Below are 5,660 nucleotides of genomic sequence, written 5' to 3' on the forward strand. Positions count from 1 at the left end.
TGCCTTTTCTGAAGAGGGCTTTCGCAGGAAATTTATATTCAGGCTGGTGGTTACGGCGAGGGCCACTAATCCGATTTCACCCAGAATAGCTACGTAGAGTGCAACATCTGCCACTGCCATCAGCACAGGCCCTGATACTGTGCCGCCGGGCCTTAATTCTTCAAAGCCAATTTCATGGCTTAATACACAGGAGCGGTTACCAACCGACTCCACTGTGCATTTAGTTTGAGGGAACTCTTTACGCAGAAATTCTGCCATTTCTGATTTTGAAACCATTACTCTCTCCTGGCGTAATTCCTACCTAACGTAATTCTCTTAAACGTAATTTAGGGGCATAGCTGTACTATCAACTATCTTACGCATAATAAATGCAGACTTTACACCGGTTACCCCGCGGATACGGGTAATCTTACCAAGCAGGATATCCTGATAACGATCCATATCCGGAACGGCGATCTTTAGCTGGTAGTCGGCATCATGCCCCGTGATCAAGTAGCATTCCATCACTTCGGGGAGTGATTGGATAGTTCTCTCGAACTCCTCAAAACGTTCCGGTATATGCTTGTCCATGCTGATATGCAAGATAGCAAATAGGTTCAAATCAATTGCTTTTTCATTGAGTCGGACGACCCGATCCCTTATTACGCCAGATTCCTGCAATTGTTTGACCCTTCGAGAGCAGGGCGCTGCCGTAAGGCCTACTCTTTCAGCCAGATCCTGATTGGATAACTCGCCGTTGTCCTGCAACTCACGCAATATTTTTAGATCAAACCGGTCCAGCGAGACAGAAGTTTTCATGGCTTTTGTTTTTCGTGCAATATTATTTAATAGTTAAGTCTATTTTCTTTTATTAAATTGCGCAAATTATGTTTTTTGGGGTAAATGAGATCGGTAATTGCGCAGCAAGCGCTATAAACTTGTCTTCATCGGTTGAGAGGTAACAAACCACATCCAATCAAGGTGTGAGGGAGCAATCATCAAAAGTGAGCGCCGCCAGCCAGTCCGTTTTATCAGATCGGAAACTCAAAAACTGATGTCATAAGCATCTACTGAAAAATCCCCCGCTGCCATAGTTCGCTTTGAACGCCTGGCAGCGGGTTTTATTTTAAACAGCACTTTTTAGATAAGCTCAACTCACTGAAATAACGGATAAGAGTTATGTTTGATCATCGCAAATATCGTCGTTTTGAAACTGTCCGCCTGACTGACCGTACCTGGCCGGACCAAGAGATTAATAAAGCGCCTGACTGGTGTAGTGTTGACCTCCGCGATGGTAATCAGGCGCTAATCAATCCAATGTCTGTTGAGCAGAAAACTTGCATGTTCACCTTATTGGTGAAGATGGGGTTTAAAGAGATTGAAGTGGGTTTCCCTTCTGCGTCTAAGCCTGACTTTGATTTTGTACGTAAATTAATTGAACAGAACCTTATTCCTGAAGGCGTGACTATTCAGGTGTTAACTCAGGCTCGTGAAGAGTTGATTAAGCGTACTTACGAAGCGCTGGAGGGTGTGAAAAAAGCGAATGTACACGTTTATAACTCCACCTCTGTTGTTCAGCGAGAACAGGTCTTCAATATGAATAAAGAGAAGATCAAAGGTATCGCTGTTCAAGGAGCGGAATGGGTGCGTGAGTACGCCAAACAGTATCCGCAAACTGATTGGGAGTTTCAGTATTCACCTGAAAGTTTCACCGGTACTGAGATGGATTATGCGGTTGATGTTTGTGATGCGGTGATTGCTCAGTGGCATCCTGAGAGTGGACAGAAAATTGTGATCAACCTGCCTGCGACTGTGGAGATGTCTTCGCCGAATGTCTTTGCCGATCAGGTTGAGTATTTCTGTCGCCACCTTAAACAACGTGATCAGGTTCGCATTAGCTTACATACACATAATGACCGTGGTTGTGCGGTAGCCGCTGCTGAGTTAGGTGTTATGGCTGGTGCAGATCGTGTTGAAGGTACGTTAATGGGCAATGGTGAGCGTACCGGGAATATGGATATCATCACGATGGGGATGAATCTTTACTCTCAGGGTGTTGACCCAGAATTGGATTTCTCGGATATCACCGAAATTATTGAAGTCGTCGAGTACTGCAATGAACTGCCTGTTCCTGCACGGCACCCATGGGCGGGAGAGTTGGTTTACACGGCTTTCTCCGGTAGCCACCAGGATGCTATACGCAAATCTGTGAATTACCACAAAGATAATAATCGTCTGCACTGGGATGTGGCTTATCTGCCGATCGATCCACGTGATATCAACCGTGAATATGAGGCGGTGGTACGTATTAACAGCCAGAGCGGTAAGGGTGGCGTGGCTCTGGTTCTGGAACGTGACTACGGAATTGAATTACCGAAATGGATGCACATTCCGTTGAGTAAGGTGGTTCAGTCAGCAGCAGAAGAACGGGGTATTGAAGTTTCCCCTGTAGCGATAAACACATTGTATAACGAACATTTTGTTCAGGTTCCGGCTCAGTGGCAGTTACAGGATTATGATCTGCATACGGAAGATCATCAGGTAAATGCTAAATTCCGGGTGGGTGATTCCGAATTTAGTGGTACTGGTGTGGGTGCTCTAGAGGCGTTGTGTGATGCATTGAGTCGTGAGTACGGTTGTAATATCGAAGTGTGTCAGTTTGATGAGCATGCCGTTAGCGCTGGTACAGGGGCGCAGGCTTTGGCTTCTATCTGCGTTAAAGTAAATGATCAAGTCGAGTACGCGGTGGCTGAGGCTGACGATACTTCGGCAGCAGCTCTACAAGCCATGCTTACTGCGTTTAGTCGTCAGGCCGAAGAGCTTGTTAGCGCGGTAGCGTAGTTTAGTTTTTACAATAGGGGCTGTTACCAGCCCCATTATTTTCTTCCGCTTCTCATCCCTGATTTTCATCTCTAGCCTTCCTGTTCTAAGAATATTTCTCATCAGGAAATTGATTTCATACCTACAACCAATTACCAATACATACTGTAAGTATTTATATTCGAAAGGGGTATGACACCGTTCCCTGGTACTGCTATGTTTAAAGGATGTCTCACCGCATTTGATAAGTGATCGTTTTGCTCAGGGATTACAGGGTTGTTCAGGGCTGATCTAGTGAAATTAGTTTTTCGAATATTGATTCTACTTGGTGTATTTCTCGTGGCTGTTTCAGTGCGAGCGGATTCCCTGTTGCCTCAGGCCAGCATTCCATTGGTGATCAACAAACATCTGGATGTTCAGAAAGTCGGGATGCATATGGATTTGTTGGAAGACCTGGGAGCAACTCATAGCATCTACGATATCATGCAGCTTGCACAGGAAGGGGAGTTCGAAACCTCCCAACAATATGAGGTAAGCATTGGTACAACCTCTTCAGCTTGGTGGGTGCAGCTGACTCTAGAAAATAACACGGCTGATGATAAACGGGTTATCCTCAAGGAAGCATACTCTCTGGTAGATGACCTCCAGTTGTGGGAGGTGAAAGATGAGCAACTTGTGATGCGGCAGAGTGGTGATATGTACCCATTCAGCACACGTGAGATCAAGGTTAATGCGCTTAGTTTTATTCTCGATATCCCTGCGGATACTCAGAAAACTTTCTTCCTCCGCTATCAAACTAACGGTGCTTTGAGCATTAATCTTAATTTGAATAGCGAGTTATCCCTGACAGAGAACCTTGGGTTGCAGATGATTCTGCAGGGTTTGTTCTACGGGGCGCTCATCGCTTTAGCTTTTTATAATCTGTTTATTTTTGCGGTCGTAAAGGATTTCAGTTACCTGCTTTATGTATTGTACCTGCTCTCTTTAGGCTTGTTCTTGTCTGGTTTCAATGGATTGACAGCCCAGTACCTGCTACCTGAATCTCCGTGGTGGTCAAACCACAGCTTGTTGATTTCCTGGGGTGTCACGTTAACGATGGCCCTCTCTTTCAGTAAACACTTTCTTAATATGAGCCTCTATTCTCCTATTTTGAATAGAATCGCAAATGTTTTTATTGTGCTTGCTCTGGGGTGTTCTATTGCTGCGTTATTCCTACCTTATGGCGCAGTGATTAAAGTACTTTTCCTACTGGCGCCTCCCTCTTATATTTTGATTTTGGTGGTAGGAATCAGAGGGATGAAAAGGGGATATGCTCCTGCCAAGTATTTCCTCATTGCGTGGTCATCTCTGATGATTGCTGCAATCACTTCAACACTGATTAGTGCCGGAATTATTGATCAGTTGGCTACGCTTTCCCCTTATATCATCCAGTGGGGGGCAGCCATAGAAGCTGTTTTATTGTCTATTGCCCTGGCCAGCCGCATTCGCTCTTTAGAGCAGGATGCTTTAACTGACTCACTGACCAAGTTATACAACAGGCGTTTCTTTGATCGTCAGTTGGCAAATGCTGTGGCCGTTGCTAAACGTCAGGATTCTAGCTTTGCGTTGATGTTGCTGGATATAGATCACTTTAAGGATTACAACGATAAATATGGTCATGACAAAGGTGATCTTGTGCTTCAGGCTGTGGCCGAAAATCTATTACATACCGCGCGTAGAACAGACTTTGTATGCCGTTATGGTGGAGAAGAGTTTGCGGTAATCCTACCGGATACAACCATTCAGGGGGCATGGGAGATCGCAGAGCGGGTACGTAAGACCACCGAAGAACTGACCATTGAAGGTCACAGCATTACACTGAGCGTAGGTATTGCTACATATGATAGTGAGTTCGGTGTAGATGGTAGAGAGCTTTTCAAATGGGCCGATTCATCCCTCTATTCAGCGAAAGAAGGGGGGCGCAATTGTGTACGGGTATATGGGGAAGTTGTGGCTTATTGAGTTAAGGTTTAATTACTAAACCAGCAGTAGTTCCGACAAAATTCCATTGAACTGATCTGCTTCTGCAATCAGCGATTGAGCAGTTAATGCTTCGATGCCATACACTTCAGTCTTAACGCCAAACTTACTTTTGATCTTTCTCAGCAGTAGATCGAAATCACCATCACCGGATAGAAGAATGACTTTGTCTACCTTTGGCGCCGCTTCTAAAACATCAATTGTAATGCCCACATCCCAATCACCTTTGGCAGAGCCGTCTTTGCGCTGAATAAAGGGTTTGAGTTTTACATCAAAGCCGATGTGTCGCAGAGCGTCCTGAAACTTACGCTGACTGTCATCTTTGCGGTCGATTGCGTAAGCATAGGCGTGAGTGATCTCTCCTTGTGCTGAAACCCTCTGCCAAAACTTGCGATAGTTAAACTGGCAGCCAAAAGCTTGTCGGGTCGTGTAGTAAATGTTCTGGACATCTACGAAGATGGCTATCTGAGTCACAATGGGCCTTTATGCTGCAATATAATCTGTGTTCTTAGTCTAATGTATCTAAGTGCTGTTGGGGTACCCGAAATCTTTAAATAACAGACCGATGATAGCAGCCTTTGTGAAATCTCTGAGCTAAAGCTACACTATCGTTGCATGAGAGATAAAAAAAGGTTTTACTGAACCTTACTGATTGATTATTCGGAGCTTTTAATGTCTGCCTCGGACGCCCGTTCTGATTCTGGAGCGCCAAAAAAACCGTTCAATGTTGCTATTGTTTTTGCAATTTGCGGTGCTCTTTTTTCCCTTTTGATCTTTCTGTTCATGTTGAAGCAGGAACGGGAAGCAGTCATCCAGCAGTTTCAGATTGATATGAACTACAA

The 5,660-nt window shown here is 44.8% G+C and carries 5 protein-coding genes; 2 read left to right on the plus strand and 3 right to left on the minus strand.

The window, feature by feature from the left end; translation table 11 throughout:
- Together GY843_RS00380 and GY843_RS00385 are read right to left on the minus strand one after the other, a co-directional pair.
- Positions 1-276 (minus strand): PaaI family thioesterase (locus GY843_RS00380; protein WP_297305740.1); only part of this gene is annotated, 276 nt, incomplete at its 3' end.
- Between the two features lie 39 nt (positions 277-315).
- Positions 316-798: an Lrp/AsnC family transcriptional regulator gene (locus GY843_RS00385; RefSeq protein ID WP_297305741.1), complete on the minus strand. Its 483-nt coding sequence runs from the start codon at positions 796-798 to the stop codon at positions 316-318.
- Positions 799-1,158: 360 nt separating this feature from the next.
- Here GY843_RS00385 and leuA point away from each other — a divergent pair, with 360 nt between their 5' ends.
- A complete protein-coding gene (gene leuA, locus GY843_RS00390) occupies positions 1,159-2,820 on the plus strand; it encodes a 2-isopropylmalate synthase (RefSeq protein WP_297305742.1) in 1,662 nt (553 codons plus the stop codon).
- A gap of 273 nt (positions 2,821-3,093) precedes the next feature.
- Positions 3,094-4,800, plus strand: a complete 1,707-nt coding sequence (locus GY843_RS00395; protein WP_297305743.1) for a diguanylate cyclase — start codon at positions 3,094-3,096, stop codon at positions 4,798-4,800.
- Positions 4,801-4,815: 15 nt separating this feature from the next.
- Here GY843_RS00395 and GY843_RS00400 read toward each other — a convergent pair whose 3' ends face one another.
- Positions 4,816-5,292 (minus strand): NYN domain-containing protein, encoded by a 477-nt coding sequence (locus tag GY843_RS00400; protein ID WP_297305744.1) that lies wholly within the window; start codon positions 5,290-5,292, stop codon positions 4,816-4,818.
- Positions 5,293-5,660: the final 368 nt, after the last annotated feature.

Origin of the sequence: Neptuniibacter sp., assembly GCF_024231755.1 — a bacterium.
In the GTDB taxonomy this organism is placed as follows: domain Bacteria; phylum Pseudomonadota; class Gammaproteobacteria; order Pseudomonadales; family Balneatricaceae; genus Neptuniibacter.

Excerpts from the sequence above, each read along its gene's own strand:
- leuA (WP_297305742.1), top strand. The coding sequence starts at position 1,159 with ATGTTTGATCATCGCAAATATCGTCGTTTTGAAACTGTCCGCCTGACT.
- GY843_RS00385 (WP_297305741.1), bottom strand. The coding sequence starts at position 798 with ATGAAAACTTCTGTCTCGCTGGACCGGTTTGATCTAAAAATATTGCGT.